A 21365-nucleotide genomic window follows, 5' to 3' on the forward strand; every position below is an offset into this window, starting at 1 on the left:
GAGCCAACATGAGTACGACAGTCCGCGCTGCTCGCGTGTACCTGCGCGTCAGCACCGACGAGCAGGATCTTGAACGACAAGAGGCGATGGTCGTGTCCTCGCGTGCCGCGGGGTATTATGTCGCAGCTGTTTATCGCGAGAAGGCTTCCGGCGCGCGTCCTGACAGGCCCGAGTTGCTTCGCATGATAGCCGACCTGCAAATGGGCGAAGTGGTTATCGCCGAAAAGATCGATCGGATCAGTCGCCTGCCGCTGGCTGAGGCGGAGAGGCTCGTCACCGCTATCCGCGACAAGGGAGCGAGGCTAGCCGTACCAGGAATCGTGGATCTTACCGATCTTGCCGAGGACAATGGCGGGGTGACGCGCATCGTCCTAGAGGCAATTCAAGACATGTTACTGAGGGTTGCGCTTCAGACCGCTCGCGATGATTACGAACTGCGCCGCGAGCGGCAGCGGGAAGGCATAGCGATCGCCAAGCGGGAGGGACGCTACACCGGTCGAAAACCAGACTTGGCCCATCATCGCCGCATCGTCTCACTTCGTGAGGCTGGGATGAGCATAGCGAAAACGGCGGCGCTGGCGGGTTGCAGCATCGCACAAGTCAAGCGCGTCACAGCCCTCCACCGGGCGACCAAGCAGAGCGATGCGCGTCCGACGATACCGTGAGACAGAGCCGGATGATTTGATTTGACCTTTGAATAGTTCTGCCAAGATCGAAAGAGGCTGCAGCGTTGCCGCTGGGACGATCAAGCAGGCGTCAAGGCTGCAGCAGAGATCTCAATTTCCGGCCCGCCGTGGCGCAAGGCCGATCGTGGCCGTGCCGCGCCCCCATACCGGCAGGTAGACGCCTTGCCCCGCCGCCTTCAGCTGGCCCGTCCGCACGTCCGTGATGCGGGCGCGCACGATCAGGTCGCCGATACGCTTCTCGTCGATCGCACGGGTGATCTTGCCGAACAGCTTGTCGAAATCCTTTTCGAAATTCTGGGTCAGCGCGGCTGACACAGTGCCAGATATGCCGGGAGTGTTGGCAAGCTTCAGCAGCAGGCTTGTCCGGACCGAGTCGGTCACACTGGCGACGGTGAGATCGTCGAACGCGACACGGCGATCGTTGACGGCGTTGCGCGGCGTGGCGGTAAGCCAGATCGTGCCCCGCGAAGGCTCCCCGCCTTCGGCTGCCGCGCTGAAGCGAAGCCCGACTGCGATCTTGCCGCCCGTCGTGCCGTAGATGGTCACTTGGTGGAACTGCGCGCGCACGGCCCCGACACCGGGCACTTCGAAGGGGCGGCGCGACCGCTTCACCAATGCCTTGGCGAGGACCGGCTCCAGCTGACGATAGTCGGCGATGACGGGTATGGCGAACAGGATGCGGCCGGGTCCGGGCTGCGTGCGCGTCATGTCGGGGAGCGGCCGGCGCTGCGGATCAGGTGGCCGGTCGCCGACGAACGTCTCCGTAACTGCCGTCAGCCCTAGAGCCAGGTTCACCCGGTTGCGCGAGATGGTGTAGCCTCCGTAGCTCAACTGCCGGGGCGTGATCCGCATCCACACCGGCGGGTTCGCCCGGTTCAGTTGGACGGAGGTGAACGCCGACCCCCAGACCTGCGCGACCTGCTCGCGCAGCTGCAATCTGCCGAGTTCCTGCGGCAGCGAACGCTCCAGGCGCGCGACGACGCCGGCGAGCTTGGCGTCAGCCTTGCTGGTGAACTCGATGCGCTGGCCAAGGAAGTCGACGTGGGGCTCGTCGGTCCAGTCGTAGGCGATCGACACCGTGCCGCGCGGCGACCAGTCGCGGGCGATGTCGAGCCTGATCACAGCCCGGACGCGGGCGTCCGCCTCGGCCGTTTCCCGGCTGAGTACGCCTCCCACGTCGCGCGCGCTGATCGCGGCGTGAAGCGGCATGGTGACAATGATCGTTTTTCCCGAGCCCTCCAGCACCAGCGGCCCTCGGACGACGGTGCCGGTGATGCGGCACTGGATGGCGGGCGTCTTTATCTTCGCGAAGAGGATCTTGACCTTCTTCGGCGGAAGGCAGGTCTGCCCCGGCTTGTCGATCGACCAGAGGCGACGTGGAATCGCCTGTTCGAGGCTTCGGGCCAGCTTGTCCAGGTCCGCGACGATCGGCACATCGACGGTGGACGTCTGCGGTGGCACGTTGATCGTGTCCGTCGCTCGCGGCGGCGCCTGGCGAGGCGTTCGGTCGCAGCCAGCGAGGCAGGCGACGCAGAGCAGGACGGATGCGATCGAGGCACTCGAGACTTCGCTCCTGCGCAAGAAGGACCCGGCAGTCCGGCCTGGCGCTTCAGCTTTTGACGCTGCCGGCGCGGGAACGGTCCCCCTGGCCGTCGTGTTCTTCATCGCCGCGCACCTCCAGCCGTCCGAGCGGCCATCCATCCAGTGGGTTCACCAAACGAGTTTAGAGAAAGGGAACCGTTCCGTTTCCTTATCGTTCAGCTCGTTGATTTCGGTCAACGCCTCACAACACCAATGGAGGATCTCAATGAAGACTGCGATAGTGGCTGCGTTGCTCACCCTGGCGCCGATACCAGTGTTGGCGCAGGCCGTTTCGCCCGCCACTTCGGGAACGATGACCAGCGCCGACGTCGGCGTTTCGCCGATCGCGAGCCAGAGCGGACCCAATTACGTGCTCGCGGCGGCCGACGCCAACCTTTACCAGATCAAGGCCGCGCAGCTCGCCGCGACACGCGCGCAGCGGGATGACGTCAAGGCCTATGCCAAGCGCGTGCTGGCGGAAACGCAGAGCAGCCACCAGGCGCTACTTGCGGCGCTGAAGAACGATCAGCGCACGATAAAGGCGCCGCCCTCGAGCCTGTCCGCCGACCGAGCCGCCCTGCTCAAGCTGCTCCAGAAGGCGCCCAAAAGCGCGTTCGACAATCTGTATCTGACCCAGTCCGCGCAGGTCCAGCAGGCCGCATGGGCCGTGCACAAGGGTTACGCGCAGGATGGAACCGATCCGGCGCTGCAGCAGGTCGCCGGCACTGCGGTCCCGGTGCTGGAGAACGAGCTCACCACTGGCAAGTCCCTTACCCCCTCCGGGCTTGCAGGATAGGTGAAACCGGCCGGGCCAGGTCGATGAAGCCCCCCTTCGACCTGGTCCGGCATCTGTTTGCGGCGATCACTGTCTGGAGTGCAGCCGGCGGAATTGCTCCCGTGCTTCGGCGCGCATGAGCTGCTGCATAACAATCCAGTAGCCCGTGACGGCTGTTTCTCCTGCCGCTTGGTAAGCGTTCGCCATGTTGCTCCTGAGATGCTCGAAAAGCGCGTTTTCTAGCGCTCGTCCCTTATCGGTCAAAGAAAGCAGCTTCTGACGACGATCGCGCTCCCCGACCCGTCCGGAGACGAGCCCGCGATCCATGAGGTCCCTCATGACCCTGCCAAGCGATTGCTTGGTGACGCTTAGAACGTCCAGGAGTTCGCTGACGGAAATTTCGGGATGCCTCCCCAAGAAATAAAGAACGCGGTGGTGTGCCCGCCCGAGGTTCTGCTTAGCCAGCTCGGTATCGACATGAGCCAGATGGGATCGGTGAGCAAAGAACATCAGGTCCATCCCTCCCCTGATCGCGTCATCACGCAGATACTGGGCAGGTGGCGGCAGAAGCGGCGCCGTCACGCGGTCAGGCCCCTCCCTGGCATGGCTGCAAGACCGTCACTGCTGGCTCCATCCCAGTCCTATCGCCTTCTGCAAGGCGATGAATGCACGATCAAGTTCACCCGTCGCTTCCAGGACCGACTGATCAGCAGCCAGCGCCGCGCGTTCGGCCTCGATGGATGTGGTCAGCGGGATCGCCCCCTGCTCGTATCGCTGCTTGGCGTAGGTCGCCGACTGCCTGGAACCATCCCGGCTCGCGATGCTCGAAAACAGGTTACGTCGCTGATTGCCGAAGCGGGTCAGGCTGGTTTCCGCATCGGACAGCGCGCCGAGAACAGCCTTCCGATATTGTGCTTCAGCCTCGTCACGGTCGGCCCGCGCCTGTTCGACCCGGGCACGATTGCGGCCGAAGTCAAGGAAGCTCCAGCTGATCCGCGGCAGCAGCAGACCCGCTACGCTGTCAGGATCGACCGCATCGGCAATATTGGGACCACCCAGGCCGATGATGCCCATGATACTGACCGAAGGGAACTGCCGGGCAATGTTGACGCCAATCTTTGCGTTCGATGCCGCCAGCTGCCGCTCGGCCGCGCGAATGTCTGGGCGGCGCCGAAGCATGGCGGCGGGATCGCCGATCGCGACAGTCCCGGGGATCATCGGAATCGGAGCGGGCGCGGAGAGCGCCGCGTCGTGCGCACCGGGCTCGTCGCCGGTGAGCAGGGCAAGCTGGTCCAGCGTGGTCGCGATCTGTCCCTCAAGCGGCAACAGTCCCGCCTCCGTGCGAGTCAGCTCGGTCTTCAGACGCACCACCTCGTCGCGCGATGAGGCGCCGCGCTGCTCGCGCTGTTGCAGCAGGGCGAGTGATCGCTGCTGAAGCTGCGCGGAGCGGCGCGCCAGGATCAGGCGCTGCTGGAGTTCGCGCAAGGTCACATAGTTCTGGGCCACCTCCGCCGAGAGACGAACTTGCGCATCAGCTCTATTGGCTTCGGCCGCCTGAGCCTGGGCCTCGGCACCTTCGGCCGCGCGGCGCCGTCCGCCGAAGAGATCGATCTCCCACGACGCATCAAGGCCGGCATTGTAGAATTCGGCCCTGATACGATCGGATTGCTCGCCCTGCGTCGGCAGCGCGAGCGAGCCTGCGGGAAGATCGGCGACGATCGCAGTGCCCGACGCCGAGACGGTGGGCAGCTGGTTCGCGCGCTGTTCGCGCAAGCTGGCGCGCGCCTTGCGGATGCGCGCCTCCGCGATCGCCACGTCGGGATTTGAGGCAAGCGCGCGGTTGATCAGCGTCGTGAGCTGCAGATCGCCCATGCCTTCCCACCAGCGCGCAACAGGGGCTTGCGGTGACGTGACTACCTGATCTGCGCGGCGAAATGTCGTTCCGGGACGCTCGCCGCTCGCGACGCCCGGCGGGCCTCCATAATTGGATCCGACGACGCAGCCGGTCAGGAGGGCGGGCAGAATGGCCCAGCTAAGTCGCTTCATCAGTGCATCGCCATCTGCGTGTCGGAGGAGATCGGGCGGAGGAACAGCGCCAGCGGGGTAGTGATCGCAATCGCGACGCCGAGCGCGAAAAACAGATCGTTATAGGCCATGACGGTAGCTTGCTCGAGGAGCTGCCCGGCAAGCTGCCTATAGGCGCCCGCTTCGCCGGACGGCATGGACATGGCCTTCGCGAACCACTCCTGCGTGGTCGCCGCGTTGGCCGACACCGTCTCCCCTAGCCGATTGAAATGCAGGAAAGTCTGCCGGTCCTGGAGGGTCGCCATCAGGGCGAGGCCGATCGATCCGCCAAGGTTCCGTCCCGCGTTGAACAGCGCGGACGCGTCGCCGGCATCCTCGGGCGCCACGGCGCTGATCGCGGCCTGGTTAAGGAACATCATGGCGAAGATCTGCCCGAAGCCGCGGACGAGCTGGGAATCCCTCAGATCGCCCCCCGCCGATTGTGCGGTGAGGTGCCAATCCATGGCGCAACTGACGCCGATCAGCGTCATCCCGACGAAGACAGCCAGCCGGACATCGAGATATTTGAACGCGAGCGGCAGGAACGGCATCAGCATCAGGGCAGGGATGCCGGAGACGAAGACCACCTTGCCCGATTGCAGGGCGCTGTAATCCGCCATCGACGAGAGGAATTGCGGGATCAGGAAGGTCACGCCGTAGAGCACGACGCCGATGACAAGGCTGAGGACGAAGACGCTGCCGAACGACCGGCTGAAGATCAGCGACAGCTTGAGAACCGGATGCGCGGAGCGGACCTGTCCGATCGTGATGAGCGCAAAGCCGAACACCGTTGCGATCGCGAGCTTCACGATCATCGCGGACTCGAACCACATCTCGCGCTGTCCCTCCTCCAGCATGACGGTGAGCGCTCCCAAGCCGATCGCGAGCCCCGCGATCCCGAACCAGTCGGCATGGCGCAGCTGGTCGAGCCGCAGCTTCTCGTGCTTGAGCCCGAACAGCAGGAGCAGGACGAGCCCGGCACAGACCGGCACGTTGAGGAAGAAGGCATAATGCCAGCTGTAATTGTCGGTGAGCCAACCACCGATGATCGGCCCGAGCACCGGGCCGAGGATCGCGGTGCCGCCGAACGCGGCGGTGCCGATCGGCTGCTGTGACGGGGGCAGCCGCGTCGCGATGATGGTCATGGCAGTCGGAATCAGCGCACCACCGGTAAAGCCCTGGCCCACACGGCCAGCGATCATCATCGGCAGCGTCGTCGAGATGCCGCACACGACGGAAAAGCCGGTGAAGCTGATCGCCGCGCCCAGCAGGAAGTTGCGCAGACCGAACAGGCGCACCAGGAAGGGGCTTAGCGGGATCATGACGATCTCCGCCACGAGATAGGAGGTCGCGACCCAGGTGCCCTCGGTGCCGCTCGCGCCGATTTCGCCCTGGATTGTGGGCAGGGCCGCATTGACGATCGAGATGTCGAGAAGCGCCATGAACGACCCGATCGTGCCTGCAGCGACGGCAAGCCAGTCGCGCAGGCCGGCGCGTTCCGCCGCCATCAGCGCGCGCCCTGCGTCTCGCCGCGCTTCAGCCGCTCGGTTTCCTGCTTGATTCGTTCCCGGCTTCCCTTGGCGCCGATCGTGTCGACCGTCACCTCCACCGACAGTCCGGGACGCAGCACCCGCCGCGCCTCCGGACCCGCCTCGATGCTGATCCGCACGGGCACGCGCTGGACAATCTTGGTGAAGTTCCCGGTCGCGTTCTCGGGCGGGATGAGTGAAAACTGCGCGCCCGTCCCCGGAGAAAAACTGGCGACCCGGCCTCGCAGTTCGGCACCGTCCAGTGCATCCACCTTGATGGTCACGGGCTGCCCGACGCGCATCAGCGCGACCTGAGTTTCCTTGAAGTTCGCCTCGATGTAGAGTTGATCGACTGGCACCACCGACATCAGCCGGGTCGCCGGCTGGACATATTGCCCAGCCCGGACGGCCTTGTCGGCGACAACGCCGTCGATGCTGCTGCGGATCTCGACGGCCCCGAGGTCCGTCGAGGCGCGCGCAAGCTGCGCCTGCGCGGTGCCACGCTGCGCCTCCGCCTGACCGATGCGAGCCGCTTGGGTTGCAACACTGCGACGGGCGGCGAGGTAGGCCGCTCGCTGCGCGCGCAGCTCCGCGGCAGCCCGGTCACGCTGAAGCACCAGGCTTGCCAGCCGCTCACGCGATTCCGCCCCTGTCCGGGTGAGCGGTTCGTAGCGTCTTACCTCGTTCTCTGCCGCTGCGGCGGCAGCCTCGGCGCTCGCGACCTGGGCGGCCGCCTGGGCGACCGTGGCCTGTTGCTCATCAAGTGTCCGGCGCGCAGTGGTGATGTTGGCGCCGGCTGCGGCGATCTGGGCTTGCGCCTCTTCGACATTGGCGCGGTAGTCGCGAGGATCGAGCACGGCGAGCAGCTGACCGCGACGGACAGGCTGGTTGTCGGCGACGAGAACACGCTCGACATAGCCGCCCACCTTCGGCGAGACGGTCACGAAGTCCGCGCGCACATAGGCGTTGTTGGTCGACTGCAGGAACTGGCCGCTCGCGCGGTAATTCATGTACCAAACGATAGCCGCGATGATGCCGGCGACAAGCGCGGCGATGAGGACGTAGCGAATGATGGGGTAGCGCTCGAGAAGCGACGGCTTCTTTTCGCCATTCATCTCCTCGGAACCGTCCTCCGACCTGGATTCTGGGTGAAAATTCGCGTCCGGGTCGTCATGTCTCACTTTGTTTTCGTGGTTCTCAGCCCGATCGTCAGCCACCCTGCCGTCCCGTCAAATGTAAACCGAACCGTAGCATAGTCGGAGCTCGAGAGTAACGCTACAGACATTCCGGGCGTCGCACATATGACGCCCGAATGAGTCGCGTCGGGAAGCTAATCCGACGCTGGCCAAACCACGTTCGAATTGTGTCTCGCCGCCACCCAAGATGTGACGGTCGGTATGTGCAGATCCTGATCTCGATCTGGCCGGGCGCCAGCCGACGCGAAACGTCGGCCTTCGGCAACTTCCAGGTGTCAGGCCAAAGTCCCAAGAAAAGGCCGCTCTGTTTTGCCAGAGCGGCATGGGGAGGTTCTGCAATAGTCGGAACCTGGGATGTCAGGCCCTGAGCTCAGTCAAACTCTGTGTGACTTCACCATAGCCAGCATCGAGCGGAATGGTCAGAACGCGCTCTCCGTCCCGTGTCTCGATCTGCGGGAGCACGGTGACCAGCGGACGTGCCTCCGCTCGGGCGAGGCAATCCGCTGCGCTCTCGGCCTCGGCCAGCAGCTTCACGTTCATCAAGGTGGGGAAGATCACGGTTCGGGCGCCGCTTCGGGCGAGGTCCAGGACCGACTCTGGCGCGATCCACTCGGCATCGACCGTTTCATGTCCGTCGCAGATCGCGACCTGGTCGGCCGGAGCGGGGGCAGCGTAGAACCAGGTGTCGAACCGCTTCGGCATCATTTCTGGAGTGATCCAGCGGGCGAAAACGGTCAGGGCGGTCAGCGAGAGCTTCACCCCCAATCCGGCGACGACATCGAGGAAGGCGAGTTCCCCGGTATCGACCTTCCGGCGGGCCTCGGCGTCGCATACACTGGAGAAGCCGCGGCCGTCGGGATAGTTGGCCAGCAGGATCCCCGCTTCCTCGAACGCCTCGCGGATGGCGCCGATGCGCAGCGCGCGCTGGGTCGCGTCGATTTCGTCCCACCCGGTTACGTGATCGCGCCAGCGCGGATCGTCGTCACCGGGGTGCATCTTGCCTCCCGGGAACACCAGCGCTCCCGAGGCGAAATCGATCTGGTGGTGTCGTCGCACCATGAGCACCTGATATTCGGGCACATCCCGCAGCAGCAGGATGGTGCCGGCCGGTCGCGGCTCGGCCGGAGTGCGCCTGGCGTCCGCCGACGCGGTCTCGATGCTCATGATCTCTCCTATTCTCTGCACGGTCATGTCGCGATGCCGCCGTCCCGCATGAGATACGAACCGCGACCGCTGGCGAGCAGCACGTCGTCGGGCGAGCGCACCTCGCTGTCCGCGACCGACAGCGTCCGTCCTATCTTCACGACGCGCGCGTGGATGTGAAGCGGGCCGCCGCTTGCCGGACGGTGATAATCGACGTGGAGCGACGCGGTGGCGCTGACCGCACGCGTCCTCGTCAGCAGGACATACATGCCGGCGAGATCGATCAGGCTGGCGAGCACGCCGCCATGCACGGACGGGATCCGCGGATTCGATACGATCTCGTCGCGCCACGGCATGCTGAGGTGAAGGACACCGTCTGTCACGTCCTCGACGCGAAGCCCGAGCCAGGCGTGGAACGGCGCGATCGAGAGCGCGCCTTGCAATGCGGCGCCCGCCAGCCCGTTCGCGATACCCGAGGATGCCTCGTCAACCATCTCAACGTCCCTTGAAAACGGGTGTACGCTTTTCCATGAAGGCGCGCGGACCTTCGCGCGCGTCTTCAGTTCGGAACACCGGCGCGGCGAAGCCCGACTCGAGGTTCATGCCTTCGCTCTCCGGCCGCCCGATACAGGCGCGCGCCGACGCGCGGATCGCCTGCACCGCGATCGGGCCGTTGGCGGCGATCCGTCGCGCGAAGTCGAGCGCCGCAGGCAGCACCTCCTCCGGCGCAACGACGCGGTTGAGGAAGCCATAGTCGAGCGCGGTTCCGGCATCGATCAGATCGCCGGTGAGCAGCAATTCCATCGCGCGCGCAAAGGGAAGCTGGCGCGGCAGTCGCACCGTCGATCCCCCGCCCGGGAAGATCGCCCATTTGACCTCCTGCACGCCGAAGCGCGCGGCGCTCGATGCGATCCTGAGATCTGTACCCTGGACCAGTTCCATGCCGCCTGCGATCGCATGCCCGTTGATGGCGGCGATCACCGGCTTGACGACGTCAAATGTGCGCAGCAGCGCGGTGCCGAGAATATCGCGGTCAGCGAGCACGCGGCGATCCCACTCGTCCTCCGGCGGTCGCCCGCCGCTGACGAGCGGGATAAGGCGGCCGAGGTCGGCACCCGAGCAGAAGGCGTCGCCGGTGCCGGTCACGACCGCGACGCGGATCTCGGCGGCGTCGCGCACCCTGCTCCAGCAGTCGGCCAGTTCCACCAGCATCTGCGGATCAAGCGCGTTGCGCGCCGCGGGTCGGTTGAGATGGATGATGGCGATATATCCATCGGTTTCCATCCAGGCTGCGTTGTCGGTCATCAATTCCCCTCCCGCGCTTTAACATTATACCCTTTTAATAGCCTTGCAAGCCGGCGACGGCAGCAATTTGCCGCTGGACAAAGATAAAGCAGTGGAGCAACATAAAACCATGATAAGGATTCATTGATGCCGGACGTGGATGAGCAGGGCGAGGCGCTCTCGTTCGCAAGGGGCAAGCGCGCGCTTCGCGTGGCGCAGGCGATCGTGCACGACATCGAGGCCGACGCACGCCAGGTCGGCGACCGGCTGCCTCCGGAGCACGACATGCTCGCGCGGTACGAAGTCGCCCGCGCCACATTGCGTGAGGCGCTGCGTTTTCTGGAACTGCAGGGCGTGCTCCACCTGCAGCCCGGTCGAGGCGGCGGGCCGGTGGTCGCGCGGCCGCAGATTGGCGATTTCACGAGTTCGCTTGCGCTCGTACTGCACTTCGTCGGCACCGACCTGCGCGCGCTGATCGAGCTGCGCGAGGCGCTGGCCCCGCGGGCGGCCTCTCACGCTGCCCGGCGCGCAACGGCGGCGGATCTGATGGCGCTGGCAAGCTGCTTCGCCGATCTCGAGCAGCAGGTGGAATCGATGCTGTTCGAGGAAACCAACCGGCGCTTCCACGACCTTCTGGCATGGGCGAGCGGCAATCCGCTGTTCGGGTTGCTCACGTCCGCGCTGCATCTGCTGACCCGCGACCTTTCGCGCCAGCTCGGCTATTCCGAGCACGAGCGCGAGAACCAGGTTCGTCGCCTCGCGCGCGTCGTCCATGCGGTGCGGCTGCGCGACGCGGTCACGGCGCGGCGCGAGATGGAACGGCTCGTCGAGGGATCGGCGGAGTATCTCGGGCGGCGCAGCCCCGACCTGATGGATCAGAAGGTGCGCTGGACCCAGGCGTTCGAGGCGTAGCCGCCGGAGTAGATCAGCAACGAGAACGATGTGGGAGAGACGGACAATGGCCCTGAACAGCCGAATCTGCGGGATGCTCGGCATCGACTATCCGATCGTCCTGGCCGGCATGGGCGGGGCAAGCGTCCCGCGACTGGCGGCGGCGGTGTCCAACGCGGGCGGGCTGGGCGTGCTCGGCGCGGCAGCGTGCTCACCCGAGCAGCTCCGCGCGTGGATCCGCGAAACGCGCGCGCTGACCGACAAGCCGTTCGGCGTCGACACGCTCCTGCCCGCCTCGGTGCGGCGCGGCTCGGCGCCGCAAACCGGGGCCGCGCCGGCGGACCCGCGCGCGGTGCTCGCCGACTATCAGGCGTTCACGCGCGACTTCATGGAGCGCGAGGGGCTGGAGATCGTCGCGCGTGATTCCGGCCGCGCCGTCACGGAGGGTGCGGCAAACGGCGGCGCGGCGCTGTTCTCCAAGGAGTTCTTCGAGGCCCAGATGGAGGTCGTCGTCGAGGAGAAGGTGCCCGTCTACGCGGCGGGGCTCGGCAATCCGGGGCCGTGGATGGATCGACTCCACGCCAACGGCACGGTCGTCATGGCGGTCGTCGGCAAGGTGAAGCACGCGCTGCAGGTGGTGGAGTCGGGCATCGACGTGATCGTGGCGCAGGGGCACGACGGCGGCGGGCATAATTCGCCGATCGGCACCATCTCGCTCATCCCGCAGGTCGTCGATGCCGTGGGGGACCGGGTGCCGGTGCTCGGCGCTGGCGGCATCTCCGACGGGCGCGGTGTGGCCGCGGCCTTCATGCTGGGCGCCGAGGGCGCCTGGGTCGGCACCGCGTTCCTTGCGACGGAGGAGGCAGGGATCGAGGACTTCCAGAAGGAAGCGATCGTCGACAGCGGCGATGCCGATACCGTGGTAAGCCGCTCGATCACGGGCAAGCCTGCCCGCATGATCCGCAGCAAGTGGGCCGACGCCTGGGTGGCGGCGGGCAAGGAGCCGCTGCCGATGCCATACCAGTCGATGATCGCCGGTCCGGTGATGGCGTCGGGCATCCGTGCGAAGCGCAAGGACATCATCCCGGGCTTCGCCGGGCAGGGCATGGGGCTGATCCACGCCGTGCGCCCCGCCGCCGAGGTGATGCGCGACCTCGTCGCCGATGCCGAGCGCGCGCTCGGCCGCGCGGCGGGCCTCCGCTGAGGGTCGCGGCTGGTACAGGAGGGACAGATATGACCTTCTCGGACAAGGCGGCGATCACCGGCGTCGGGGAAACCGATTACGTCAAGGGCACCGAGCGCACCGCGGTGGACATGATGCTGGAGGCGTCGCGGCGCGCGATCGCGGACGCGGGGCTGCGCCCGTCCGACATCGACGGCATGGTGCCGCCGCCCATCTACACCACGTCGGAGGAACTGGCGGCGAACCTCGGCAACGACGTGCTGCGCTACGCCGCGACCGTCCACATGGGCGGCGCGAGTCCGACGACCGCGCTCCAGCATGCGGCGATCGCGATCGCGGCGGGGCTGTGCGACCACGTGCTCGTCACGCTCGGCTGGAACGGCTTCTCCGCGCTGCGGCCCAAGCCGGGCGCTCCGCCCACGCGGCCGATGAACATGAACACGCTGACCAACACGATCCGCGGGTATTACATGCCCTATGGCGTGTTCCTGCCGGTGCAGATGTATGCCTGGCTGGCGACCCGGCATTCGCAGCTCCACGGCGTCGGTCCGGAAGCCATGGGGGCGGTGGCGATGGCGTGCCGACGGCATGCGCAACTCAATCCGAAGGCGTTCACCTACGGCCGGCCGCTCGACTGGGAAACCTACCACGACGCCCGGATGGTGTCGGAGCCGTTCCGGCTCTACGACTGCTGCCTCGAGACCGACGGCGCGTGCGCGGTCGTCGTCTCGCGCACCGACCGCGCGCGCGACATGCCGCATGTGCCCGTCACAATCGCAGGCGCCGCCGAGGGGCATCCCTATCCCGCGGACGATATCCCCTCGCGCCCGGATCCGTTCAAGATCGGGCTGAGCTACGCCGCGCCCAAGGCCTTCGAAATGGCCGGTGTGCGCCGCGAGGAGATGGATTTCCTCCAGGTCTACGACTGCTTCACCTACGTCGTGCTGCTCCAGCTGGAGGCGATGGGCTATTGCGAGCCGGGCGGCGCGCTCGACTTCGTGCGTGACGGGCAGATCGAGCTCGGCGGGCGCTTTCCGCTCAACACCCATGGCGGGCTGCTGAGCGAGGCGCACGTGTGGGGGCTCAACCACGTCGTCGAGGCCGTGCGCCAGCTGCGGCACGACTGCGGCGAGCGCCAGGTGCCGGGAGCACAGACGGGGCTCGTCACCGGCTGGGGCGACCTGGGCGACGGCAGCATCGCCATCCTGCGGAGGTTCGCATGAACGACGACGACATTGCGCCCAAGCTGCGGGCACCCGCCGTCTCGCCGCCCAAGCCGTTGCCGCACCCGCAGGATCCGGTAGAGCAGGAGTTCTGGCAGCGCTGCCAGGGCGGCACGCTCCATTTCCAACGGTGCGGCGAGTGCCGGACGTGGCGCCACCTGCCCCGCTACATGTGCGCGCGCTGCGGCTCGCCGTCGTTCGCCTGGGAGCCGAGCAGCGGGCGCGGGCGGCTGTTTTCCTGGACGGTGACGCACCAGGCGCTTCACCCCGCCTTCGCGGCCGACGTGCCGTATGTAGCGGCGGTGGTCGAGCTGGACGAGGGCGTCCGCATGGCGACCCGGCTGACCGGCGCCGACCCTGCCACGCTCGCGCTCGACATGCCGGTGGCGCTGGCCTTCGAAACGATCGGCGACGGGTTTCGGCTGCCCGTCTTCACACCAGCTGCAGGAGCGTGAACCGATGGACCTGAGTTACGGCCCGGAATACGAGGCGTTCCGCGATGAGCTGCGCGCGTTCATCGCCGAGAACCGCCACCGTGCCCCGGCCGCGCCCGGCGCGGCGCAGCGCGCCGGGGCGGACGCGGTCGCGTGGCAGCAGCTGCTGCTCGAACACGGCTACACCGCGCGCACCATTCCGCGCGAATATGGCGGCTTCGGCGCCGAACCCGACATCCTCACCTCGCGCATCATCGCCGAGGAGTTCGCCGCGGCGGGCGTGCCGGGCGGGCTGTCGAACCAGGGCATCTCGATGCTCGTTCCGACGCTGCTCGAGCTCGGCACGGAGGAGCAGAAGCGCCGCTGGATCGCGCCGACGCTGCGCGGCGAGATCGTCTGGTGCCAGGGGTATTCGGAACCGGGCGCGGGCTCTGATCTGGCGGCGCTGCGCACCAGCGCGCGCGAGGAGAACGGCGAGTTCGTCATCAACGGGCAGAAGATCTGGACCAGCACCGCGCATCAGGCGGACATGATCTTCTGCCTCGTGCGGACGGAAGCGGACGCGCCCAAGCATGCGGGGATCAGCTACCTCATCTTCTCCATGAAAACACCCGGGATCGAGGTGCGCCCGCTGCGCACGATGACGGGCCACGCCGAGTTCAACGAAACCTTCTTCACCGACGTGCGCGTGCCCGTGGACCAGATCGTCGGCCAGCGCGGGCAGGGCTGGATGGTGGCCAACGCCACGCTCGGTTACGAGCGTGGCATGCTGGGCGACCCGGCGGCGCTGGAGAATCGCCTCGCCGCGCTCGTGCAGCTGATGCACGATGAACGGATCGACGGCGTGCGCGCGATCGACAACGCGGCATTGTGCGACCGGCTGGTGGCGCTGCAGGCCGAAGTCGCGGCGATGAAGTTCAACGGCCTGCGGCTGCTGTCCAATTCGCTGAAGGGCGAACCCGGCGGCCTCGCCAAGCTGATCGTCAAGCTCCAGTCGTGCGAACTGGCGCACCAGATCTCGGCGCTGGCGATCGACGCCATGGGGGAGCTCGGCCTGCTGTACGGCGGCAGCCGGCGCGAGCGGGCGGGCGGAAGCTGGCAGTGGAACTACATGTTCCAGCTCGGCCTCATCATCGGCGGCGGCACCGCGCAGATCCAGAAGAACATCATCGCCGAGCGGGGGCTCGGCATGCCGCGCGAGCCGAAGCTGGAGCACGCGCGCGCACCCAAGGCGGGGGCGGCATAGATGGATTTCGGTCTTTCCCCCGAGCAGCGGATGCTGCGCGACGCGGTCGATCGGCTGCTGCGCGAACATTGCCCGCTCGATCACGTCCGCGAGGTCGCGGAGGGCGGCCATGCCGTCAGTGCGGCGGTGGTGGCGGCGCTGTCCGAGCTTGGCCTTTCCGGCATCATGGTGCCCGAGGAGCACGGCGGCCTCGGCCTGGGCCTGCTCGATGCCTTAGTAGTGGCGGAGGCGCTCGGCGCAGCGGTGGCGCCGGTGCCGTTCGTGGCGCGCTGCGTCCTCGCCCCGCTTGCGCTGCGGCTTGCCGGCACGCCGGCGCAGCAGGCGCGCTGGCTGCCGCGCATTGCCGACGGCAGCGCGCGCTTCGGCGTCGGGCTGACCGAGGTCGTCAACCGTCGCGACGGCGGCGGCGTCACGGCCGCGGACGGCACGCTCAGCGGCTCCGCGCTGTTCGTGCTCGACAGCGCCGACGCCGATGCCTTTGTCATCGCCGACCAGGGCGGCCAATTGCATCTGGTCGCCGGCGAGGCGGACGGGCTCGAACGCCTTCCGCTGTCCACGATCGACCTCACGCGGTCGGTGGGAGAGTTGCGGCTCGACGGCGTCGCGGCCGAGCCGCTCGGCGAGGACGACGGCGGGACCGCCAACCGGCTTGTCGCCGCGGGCCGCGTGCTGCTCGCGGCGGACAGCGTGGGCGCGGGCGACGTGATGATCGCGCGGGCGGTCGATTATGCCGGGGAGCGCGAGCAGTTCGGGCGCGTCATCGGCAGCTTCCAGGCGGTCAAGCACATGTGCGCCGAGATGGCGGCGCGGCTGGAGCCGTGCCGATCGCTCGTCTGGTACGCGGCGCATGCGTTCGACGCGGTCCCGGATGAGGCTTTGCTGATGGCATGTCATGCCAAGTCTCACACCGGGGAGGTGGGCCGATTCGTCGCGCGTACCGCCACGGAGGTCCACGGCGGGATGGGGTTCACCGACCTGCTCGGCCTCCATTACTGGTTCAAGCGCATCGGCTTCGACCGGCAGTTGCTCGGCGGGCCGGAGATCGTGCGCGCGGAGGCGGCCGCGCTGCAGGGCTGGGGCAAACGCGCCGCCTGAGACGAGGAGCAGCAGGCATGACGCAGTGGAACCTGGGCGACATCCTCGACGCGATCGAGCCCGTAATGCCCCACGACGCCCCCGCGCTGATCCACGGCGACCGGGTCATCACCTGGCCCGAGATGGCGCGCCGTTCAAACAACATCGCGCGGGCGCTGCGTGCGCGGGGCGCGGGACCGGGCGCCAAGGTCGCCTTCTATATGCGCAACCGGCCCGAATACGGCGAGCTGATGGCGGCGTGCTTCAAGGGACGCCTGACCCACGTCAACATCAACTACCGCTATCGGCCCGACGAGGTGTTCTACATCTTCGACGACAGCGACAGCGAGGTCGTGGTCTACAGCGCCGAGTTCCGCGCCTGCATCGAGGAGCTGCACGGCCGGCTCGGCAAGGTGCATACCTTCGTGGAGATCGGTCCTGAGGCGGAGCGCGCCTCGTTCGCGCTGCCCTACGAGGCGCTCGCGCGGGAGGGCGACGGCGCGCCGCTCGGCATCGCGCGCTCGCCCGACGACGAGTTGTTCATCTACACCGGCGGCACGACGGGGATGCCGAAGGGCGTGATGTGGCGGCACACCGACATGCGCGAGGCGCAACTCGACGCGCAGCGGCTGATGGGGCCGACGCCCGCCGACCTTGCAGAAACCGCGGCGCTGACCGCGCGCGACGGACCGGGCCGGCGTACGATGCCCGCCTGCCCGATGATGCACGGCACCGGCTTCATCACGTCCATCGGCACGCTGATGAGCGGCGGCTGCATCGTGACGCTCGGCGGTGAATCGTTCGATGCCGACGAGCTGTGGCGGTCGGTCGATCGCGACCGCGTCGAATCGATCGCGATCGTCGGCGACGCCTTCGCCAAGCCGATGCTGGCCGCGCTGGATGCCGCGCCCGGGCGCTACGACACGTCCAGCCTCGTCACGATCGTTTCATCCGGGGTGATGTGGAGCCGCGAGGTGAAGGCTGGGTTGATCCGGCACATCCCGCAAGTCGTGCTGATGGACAGCTTCGGCGCGTCGGAAGGGCTGGGGTTCGGCCTGTCGGTCACCAGCGCGGCGGGCGAGACGGCGACCGCACGCTTCACCATCGGCGGGCTGTGCGACGTGTTCGACGAGCATGACCGGCCGGTCGTGCCGGGCAGCGGCACGCCCGGTTTCATCGCGCGTAAGGGCGCGATCCCGATCGGCTACTACAAGGATCCGGAGAAAAGCGCGAAGACGTTCCGCACCATCAACGGCGTCCGTTACTCGATGCCTGGCGACTGGTGCACCGTCGCCGCGGACGGGACGCTGACGCTGCTCGGGCGCGGCAGCGTGTGCATCAACACGGCGGGTGAGAAGGTCTATCCGGAAGAGGTGGAGGAGGTGCTGAAGACGCATCCAGCGGTCGCGGACGCGCTTGTGGTCGGCGTGCCCGACGAGAAATGGGGCCAGGCGGTGACGGCGGTGGTCCATGCCGCACCGGGGGCGACAGTAGACGAGGCGGCGGTGCGCGCTCACGTGCGCGCCGCGCTCGCCGGCTACAAGACGCCCAAAGCGATCGTCGTCACGGACCGACCGCTGCGCGCGCCGAACGGCAAGGCGGATTACAAGGCGGCGACCGACATCGCCGTCGCGGCAGTCGCTGCGCGATGACGGGCGTGCCCGACATCGACGCGCTGGTGATCGGCGCGGGCTTCAGCGGGATCTACCTGCTCGGGAAGTTGCGCGAGAACGGCTTCAACGTTCGGCTGGTGGATGCGGCGGCGGAGCCGGGCGGCATCTGGTACTGGAACTGCTACCCTGGCGCGCGAGTCGATTCGCATGTTCCGATCTACGAGTTCTCGGACGAGCGGGTGTGGCGCGACTGGACCTGGTCGGAACGCTTCCCAGGCTGGCGCGAGTTGCGTCGCTATTTCCGACATGCCTGCGACGTTCTCGACCTCTGGCCTGCAATGACGCTCGGCGTCAGGATGCGCTCCGCCGTGTTCGACGAACATGCCGGCTTCTGGCGAGTGGAACTCGCCGATGGAGAGCGGCTGACCACCCGCTATCTGCTACCGTGTACCGGCTTTGCGGCCAAGGCGTACATCCCGTCACTTTCGGGACTCGACAGCTTTGCCGGCCCGGCCCACCACACCGCCCACTGGCCGCAGGAGGGCATCGACTTTGGCGGCAAGCGCGTCGCGATCATCGGGACCGGCGCGAGCGGTGTGCAGGTCGCTCAGGAGGCGGCACGCGAGGCTGCGCAGCTGACGATCTACCAGCGCACACCTATACTGGCTCTGCCGATGCGCCAGCGCCCATTGACCGCGGCTGAGCAGGAGCAGGCCAAGCCCGGTTACCCCGAGATCTTCCGTCAACGCCGACTGAGCAGCGGCGGGTTCGAGATCCTGCGGCTCGACCAGTCCGCGCTCGAGGTGTCAAGCGAGGAGCGCACCGCGGCGTTCGAGCGGCTGTGGGCGGCGGGCGGCTTCCACTATTGGGTCGGCAACTACGCCGACATCCTGGTGGACGAGCGCGCCAACCGGCTGGCCTACGATTTCTGGCGAGACAAGGTGCGCGAGCGGATCACCGACCCAGCGTTGCAGGAGAAGCTCGCACCCAGCGACCCGCCGCATCCGTTCGGGGTCAAGCGGCCGTCGCTCGAGCAGACTTATTACGACATCTTCAACCAGCCGAACGTCGAACTCGTCGACCTGCGGGAAGAGCCGATCGAACGGATCCTGCCCGACGGCATAGCCACGAGCGTCGGTGAGCGCCGACACGACGTCCTGGTGCTCGCGACCGGTTTCGACGCAGTGACGGGAGGGCTGATGCAGATGGACATTCGCGGGCGCGGCGGGGCGACGCTGGCGCACGCGTGGGGCGAAGGCGCACGCACGCATCTCGGCTACGCGGTTTCGGGCTTCCCTAACATGGTGTTCCTCTACGGCCCGCAGAGCCCGTCCGGCTTCTCCAATGGTCCGACTGCCGCGGAGGTGCAGGGTGACTGGGTCGTCCGGTTCCTCGAGCATCTGCGCACGGGCGGGTGGTCCCGCTTCGAGGCCGAGCCGGACGCGCACGCGGCATGGGCGCGCCACATCGACGAGATCGCCGCCATGACGCTCTTTCCCAGGGCCGATTCCTGGTACATGGGAGCGAACATCCCAGGCAAACCGCGTCAGCTACTCAACTATCCGTCTGTGGTCGGCTATGCCGAGATCTGCGATGCGGTCGCCGAGGCGGGCTATAGCGGTTTCCGGCTGTCGGCATGAGCGCCGCCGAGGCTACCGGATCGTCGGACATCGACCCGATATGGGCCGAGGACGGGTCGCACCTGCCGGACTGGTTCGTCGATGCGCTGGCCGTTCCGCGGGAAGAAGGCTTCGTCACCGTAGAGGGCGCGCAGATCCACTACCTGCGCTGGGGCGACCGCGCAAAGCCGGGCGTGCTCATGGCGCACGGCTTTCTTGCCCATGCGCGCTGCTGGGCGTTTATCGCGCCGTTGCTCGCCGCGGACTACCATGTGGTCGCCTATGATCTTGCGGGCATGGGCGACAGCGACGCGCGCGTGGGGATCGATGGTGACGGCCGCGGGCGCGAGATGATCGCGGTGGCGGAGGCGACCGGGCTGTTCGACGGTGCTGCGCCGCCCGTGATCATCGGCCACAGCTTCGGCGCGGGGGTCGCGGTGACCGCGATGACGATCGCGGCCGAACGGTTCGCGGGCGCGATCATCTGCGACCTGATGATCATGCGGCCGGAGGCGCTTGCCGCCTACTGGCGTGGCGGACGCGGCAGCCCCGGCTCGGGCGACCCGAACAAGCCCGCCAGCCGGTATCCCGATTACCCGACCGCACGCGCGCGCTACGTGCTCGCGCCGCCACAGCCCGCGGGTGAGCCGTTCCTGATGGACTACATGGCCTATCATTCGCTCCGGCGGGACGGGGACGCGTGGACGTGGAAGTTCTCGCCCGCGGTGTTCGCGCGCGGCAACTCGGCGGACGAATGGATGACGATGGGTCGCCGTGTCGCCGCGGCGCCCGGTCGGCTGGCAATCATCTACGGCGAGCACAGCGCGCTCTTCGGCAGGGATTCCGCGGCATATCTGCGCGAACTGGGAGCCGGCGCGATCCCGATCGTCGCGGTGCCCAACGCGCGCCATCACCTGATGCTGGATGAGCCGCTCGCCTTCGCGACGGCGCTCAGAAGCATCCTTGCTCTCTGGAGATCGGCCCGCTGAACCAATCAGGAATGTCGGGTGTGATCCTCGTCTCCGGAGGATTGTCCGACGGCGAATTCCAGCTGCGCAAGGCACAGTTTTCCGGTTCCGTTTCGCTCGACGCCTTCGGCATGCACCACTGCGACACGACGCCCTACGCGCACCAGCGTCGGCGTCGTGCTGACTGCGCCCAGTCTGACCGGGGCGAGAAATTGAAGGTTCATGCTGATCAGCCGGCAGGACTGCCCTGGCGAGAGTGTGCGGGAGAGAGCAAGCTGTGCGGCCAGCTCAAGAAAGGACGCGATCGCGCCTCCATGCAAGGCGGGCAGAATGGGATTCCCGACAAGCTCCTCCGTGGGGATCAGCGTGAACGTTTCACCGCTTTGCGTCATCATGGTACCGAGTAGCTTCGCAAAGCCGTTCCGCCCGGTACTGGCCCCGATCGCGCCTTCGTTCATGGGGCGACAGCCCGATTGATCGAAAAGACGCCTTGGGCAGTCGCGATCAGGTGAGACGGATCTGTATCCCAGACTTCGGCGCGTACGAACGCACGGTGCTCGGTCGCGTCGTAGCAGTGAGCCCACGCCGTCGCGGGGCATCTCGCCTCGGCGGATCGCACATGGTCCACCTTCAGGTTAAGGGTGGAGATCGCCAGCCGTCTGCCCAATCGAGACATCACGGCAACGCCGCAGGCCTGATCGATGAGGCTCGTCAACACACCGGTCGCGAGCGCCTCCTCCTCGTCCGCCAGCTCCGCGTGCCAATCGACCCGGAGCGAACTGAGCCCGTCGCCGATCGAAACGAGCTCAAGGCCCAGCCGATTGCCCCACGGTATGTCGCCCGGTCGCAAGCTCAA

21 protein-coding genes are annotated in these 21365 nt (G+C 67.1%); 11 read left to right on the forward strand and 10 right to left on the reverse strand.

Features of this window, described 5'->3' with window-relative positions:
- Positions 1-8: 8 nt before the first annotated feature.
- A complete protein-coding gene (locus ACH0CP_RS17070) occupies positions 9-665 on the forward strand; it encodes a recombinase family protein (protein WP_046408804.1) in 657 nt (218 codons plus the stop codon).
- A gap of 111 nt (positions 666-776) precedes the next feature.
- Here ACH0CP_RS17070 and ACH0CP_RS17075 read toward each other — a convergent pair whose 3' ends face one another.
- A complete protein-coding gene (locus ACH0CP_RS17075) occupies positions 777-2267 on the reverse strand; it encodes a DUF4403 family protein (protein WP_052742496.1) in 1491 nt (496 codons plus the stop codon).
- Positions 2268-2493: 226 nt separating this feature from the next.
- On the opposite strand from ACH0CP_RS17075, the gene ACH0CP_RS17080 reads away from it, so the two are divergent.
- On the forward strand, positions 2494-3063 hold the full coding sequence (locus ACH0CP_RS17080) for a DUF4142 domain-containing protein (protein WP_046408753.1): 570 nt from the start codon (positions 2494-2496) through the stop codon (positions 3061-3063).
- Between the two features lie 66 nt (positions 3064-3129).
- On the opposite strand, the gene ACH0CP_RS17085 is transcribed toward ACH0CP_RS17080, so the two are convergent.
- The 7 genes from ACH0CP_RS17085 to ACH0CP_RS17115 all read right to left on the reverse strand — a co-directional run bounded on the left by ACH0CP_RS17085 (position 3130) and on the right by ACH0CP_RS17115 (position 10279).
- Entirely contained in the window at positions 3130-3624 is a 495-nt protein-coding gene (locus ACH0CP_RS17085) for a MarR family transcriptional regulator (protein ID WP_046408752.1), read from the reverse strand.
- A 36-nt stretch (positions 3625-3660) separates the two neighbouring features.
- Positions 3661-5088, reverse strand: a complete 1428-nt coding sequence (locus ACH0CP_RS17090) for an efflux transporter outer membrane subunit (protein ID WP_406889256.1) — start codon at positions 5086-5088, stop codon at positions 3661-3663.
- Entirely contained in the window at positions 5088-6614 is a 1527-nt protein-coding gene (locus ACH0CP_RS17095; RefSeq protein WP_046408750.1) for a DHA2 family efflux MFS transporter permease subunit, read from the reverse strand. The genes ACH0CP_RS17090 and ACH0CP_RS17095 overlap by 1 nt, the downstream gene beginning before the upstream one ends.
- Positions 6614-7750, reverse strand: a complete 1137-nt coding sequence (locus ACH0CP_RS17100; protein WP_046408749.1) for an HlyD family secretion protein — start codon at positions 7748-7750, stop codon at positions 6614-6616. The genes ACH0CP_RS17095 and ACH0CP_RS17100 overlap by 1 nt, the downstream gene beginning before the upstream one ends.
- A 438-nt stretch (positions 7751-8188) precedes the next feature.
- Positions 8189-9022 carry an NUDIX hydrolase gene (locus ACH0CP_RS17105; RefSeq protein WP_406889254.1) on the reverse strand — a complete coding sequence of 278 codons (834 nt, stop codon included), beginning with the start codon at positions 9020-9022 and terminating at the stop codon, positions 8189-8191.
- A complete protein-coding gene (locus tag ACH0CP_RS17110; RefSeq protein WP_046408747.1) occupies positions 9019-9468 on the reverse strand; it encodes a PaaI family thioesterase in 450 nt (149 codons plus the stop codon). Before ACH0CP_RS17110 ends, ACH0CP_RS17105 begins: the two co-directional genes overlap by 4 nt.
- Before the next feature lies 1 nt (position 9469).
- Positions 9470-10279 carry an enoyl-CoA hydratase-related protein gene (locus tag ACH0CP_RS17115; RefSeq protein WP_046408802.1) on the reverse strand — a complete coding sequence of 270 codons (810 nt, stop codon included), beginning with the start codon at positions 10277-10279 and terminating at the stop codon, positions 9470-9472.
- A gap of 126 nt (positions 10280-10405) precedes the next feature.
- On the opposite strand from ACH0CP_RS17115, the gene ACH0CP_RS17120 reads away from it, so the two are divergent.
- The 9 genes from ACH0CP_RS17120 to ACH0CP_RS17160 are packed head-to-tail and all read left to right on the forward strand — an operon-like array spanning position 10406 to position 20530.
- Positions 10406-11170 (forward strand): FadR/GntR family transcriptional regulator, encoded by a 765-nt coding sequence (locus ACH0CP_RS17120; RefSeq protein ID WP_046408746.1) that lies wholly within the window; start codon positions 10406-10408, stop codon positions 11168-11170.
- A gap of 46 nt (positions 11171-11216) precedes the next feature.
- Complete coding sequence (locus ACH0CP_RS17125; protein ID WP_046408745.1) at positions 11217-12353, forward strand: nitronate monooxygenase family protein; 1137 nt, start codon at positions 11217-11219, stop codon at positions 12351-12353.
- A 29-nt stretch (positions 12354-12382) separates the two neighbouring features.
- Positions 12383-13555, forward strand: a complete 1173-nt coding sequence (locus ACH0CP_RS17130) for a thiolase C-terminal domain-containing protein (protein WP_046408744.1) — start codon at positions 12383-12385, stop codon at positions 13553-13555.
- On the forward strand, positions 13552-14010 hold the full coding sequence (locus ACH0CP_RS17135) for a Zn-ribbon domain-containing OB-fold protein (RefSeq protein ID WP_046408743.1): 459 nt from the start codon (positions 13552-13554) through the stop codon (positions 14008-14010). Before ACH0CP_RS17130 ends, ACH0CP_RS17135 begins: the two co-directional genes overlap by 4 nt.
- Before the next feature lie 4 nt (positions 14011-14014).
- Positions 14015-15235, forward strand: coding sequence for an acyl-CoA dehydrogenase family protein (locus ACH0CP_RS17140; protein ID WP_066781967.1), 1221 nt, complete (start codon positions 14015-14017; stop codon positions 15233-15235).
- Positions 15236-16330, forward strand: a complete 1095-nt coding sequence (locus tag ACH0CP_RS17145; protein ID WP_066781966.1) for an acyl-CoA dehydrogenase family protein — start codon at positions 15236-15238, stop codon at positions 16328-16330.
- A 17-nt stretch (positions 16331-16347) separates the two neighbouring features.
- Positions 16348-17961 (forward strand): acyl-CoA synthetase, encoded by a 1614-nt coding sequence (locus tag ACH0CP_RS17150; RefSeq protein ID WP_046408739.1) that lies wholly within the window; start codon positions 16348-16350, stop codon positions 17959-17961.
- Complete coding sequence (locus tag ACH0CP_RS17155; protein ID WP_046408738.1) at positions 17958-19562, forward strand: NAD(P)/FAD-dependent oxidoreductase; 1605 nt, start codon at positions 17958-17960, stop codon at positions 19560-19562. The genes ACH0CP_RS17150 and ACH0CP_RS17155 overlap by 4 nt, the downstream gene beginning before the upstream one ends.
- Positions 19559-20530, forward strand: a complete 972-nt coding sequence (locus ACH0CP_RS17160; RefSeq protein WP_046408737.1) for an alpha/beta fold hydrolase — start codon at positions 19559-19561, stop codon at positions 20528-20530. Before ACH0CP_RS17155 ends, ACH0CP_RS17160 begins: the two co-directional genes overlap by 4 nt.
- A gap of 5 nt (positions 20531-20535) precedes the next feature.
- On the opposite strand, the gene ACH0CP_RS17165 is transcribed toward ACH0CP_RS17160, so the two are convergent.
- Entirely contained in the window at positions 20536-20967 is a 432-nt protein-coding gene (locus ACH0CP_RS17165; RefSeq protein ID WP_052742494.1) for a PaaI family thioesterase, read from the reverse strand.
- A complete protein-coding gene (locus tag ACH0CP_RS17170) occupies positions 20964-21365 on the reverse strand; it encodes a PaaI family thioesterase (RefSeq protein ID WP_210358935.1) in 402 nt (133 codons plus the stop codon). The genes ACH0CP_RS17165 and ACH0CP_RS17170 overlap by 4 nt, the downstream gene beginning before the upstream one ends.

The organism is Sphingomonas sp. 179-I 2A4 NHS (assembly GCF_045369135.1).
GTDB lineage: Bacteria > Pseudomonadota > Alphaproteobacteria > Sphingomonadales > Sphingomonadaceae > Sphingomonas.

Coding starts and splice junctions, on each gene's coding strand:
- ACH0CP_RS17070 (WP_046408804.1), top strand. CDS start 9: ATGAGTACGACAGTCCGCGCTGCTCGCGTGTACCTGCGCGTCAGCACC.
- ACH0CP_RS17080 (WP_046408753.1), top strand. CDS start 2,494: ATGAAGACTGCGATAGTGGCTGCGTTGCTCACCCTGGCGCCGATACCA.
- ACH0CP_RS17090 (WP_406889256.1), bottom strand. CDS start 5,088: ATGAAGCGACTTAGCTGGGCCATTCTGCCCGCCCTCCTGACCGGCTGC.
- ACH0CP_RS17095 (WP_046408750.1), bottom strand. CDS start 6,614: ATGGCGGCGGAACGCGCCGGCCTGCGCGACTGGCTTGCCGTCGCTGCA.
- ACH0CP_RS17100 (WP_046408749.1), bottom strand. CDS start 7,750: ATGAATGGCGAAAAGAAGCCGTCGCTTCTCGAGCGCTACCCCATCATT.
- ACH0CP_RS17105 (WP_406889254.1), bottom strand. CDS start 9,022: ATGACCGTGCAGAGAATAGGAGAGATCATGAGCATCGAGACCGCGTCG.
- ACH0CP_RS17110 (WP_046408747.1), bottom strand. CDS start 9,468: ATGGTTGACGAGGCATCCTCGGGTATCGCGAACGGGCTGGCGGGCGCC.
- ACH0CP_RS17115 (WP_046408802.1), bottom strand. CDS start 10,279: ATGACCGACAACGCAGCCTGGATGGAAACCGATGGATATATCGCCATC.
- ACH0CP_RS17120 (WP_046408746.1), top strand. CDS start 10,406: ATGCCGGACGTGGATGAGCAGGGCGAGGCGCTCTCGTTCGCAAGGGGC.
- ACH0CP_RS17125 (WP_046408745.1), top strand. CDS start 11,217: ATGGCCCTGAACAGCCGAATCTGCGGGATGCTCGGCATCGACTATCCG.
- ACH0CP_RS17130 (WP_046408744.1), top strand. CDS start 12,383: ATGACCTTCTCGGACAAGGCGGCGATCACCGGCGTCGGGGAAACCGAT.
- ACH0CP_RS17135 (WP_046408743.1), top strand. CDS start 13,552: ATGAACGACGACGACATTGCGCCCAAGCTGCGGGCACCCGCCGTCTCG.
- ACH0CP_RS17140 (WP_066781967.1), top strand. CDS start 14,015: ATGGACCTGAGTTACGGCCCGGAATACGAGGCGTTCCGCGATGAGCTG.
- ACH0CP_RS17145 (WP_066781966.1), top strand. CDS start 15,236: ATGGATTTCGGTCTTTCCCCCGAGCAGCGGATGCTGCGCGACGCGGTC.
- ACH0CP_RS17150 (WP_046408739.1), top strand. CDS start 16,348: ATGACGCAGTGGAACCTGGGCGACATCCTCGACGCGATCGAGCCCGTA.
- ACH0CP_RS17155 (WP_046408738.1), top strand. CDS start 17,958: ATGACGGGCGTGCCCGACATCGACGCGCTGGTGATCGGCGCGGGCTTC.
- ACH0CP_RS17160 (WP_046408737.1), top strand. CDS start 19,559: ATGAGCGCCGCCGAGGCTACCGGATCGTCGGACATCGACCCGATATGG.
- ACH0CP_RS17165 (WP_052742494.1), bottom strand. CDS start 20,967: ATGAACGAAGGCGCGATCGGGGCCAGTACCGGGCGGAACGGCTTTGCG.